The organism is 'Chrysanthemum coronarium' phytoplasma (assembly GCF_000744065.1).
GTDB lineage: Bacteria > Bacillota_I > Bacilli_A > Acholeplasmatales > Acholeplasmataceae > Phytoplasma > Phytoplasma asteris.
The window spans coordinates 1-640 of the sequence record NZ_BBIY01000154.1; the positions used below are offsets into that span (position 1 = coordinate 1).

Below are 640 nucleotides of genomic sequence, written 5' to 3' on the forward strand. Positions count from 1 at the left end.
ATTATTAAATCACTTTTGTTTTGTGTTTAATTGGGATTTATTTTTTCAAATTATAAAAAGTTTTTAATCCTAAAAAAGGAGCTTCTACTAATTGGTCTTCAATTCTTAATAATTGATTGTATTTTGCCATACGATCAGTACGTGAACAAGAACCAGTTTTAATTTGACCCGCATTAGTAGCAACAGCTAAATCAGCAATAGTTGTGTCTTCGGTTTCTCCACTACGGTGAGAAATAACAGCGGTGTAAGAAGCTTTTTTTGCCATTTCAATTGTTTCTAGGGTTTCTGTTAGAGTTCCTATTTGATTTAATTTAATTAAAATAGAGTTTCCTATTTTGTTTTCAATTCCTTGAGCTAATTTTTGGGTGTTAGTAACAAATAGGTCATCCCCTACTAATTGGATTTGGTTACCTAATTTTTGGGTTAAGTATTTCCATCCATCCCAATCATTTTCATCAAGTCCGTCTTCGATTGAAATAATTGGATATTTAGCAACTAAAGTTTCGTAATAATGAACTAATTCTTGGCTACTAAAAGCTTTGTTATTTTCAGATGCAAGAACGTATTTTTGAAGTTTTTTGTCATAAAACTCGGAAGCTGCAACGTCCATTCCTAAAAAAATGTCTTTTCCTGGCTCGTA

Annotated in this window: 1 protein-coding gene; it reads right to left on the minus strand. The window is 31.4% G+C overall.

The features are described 5' to 3' along the window. Positions 1–37: 37 nt before the first annotated feature. Positions 38–640, minus strand: a 603-nt coding sequence (gene eno / locus OYV_RS04250; RefSeq protein WP_042068489.1) for a phosphopyruvate hydratase, incomplete at its 5' end; no start/stop codon positions are given.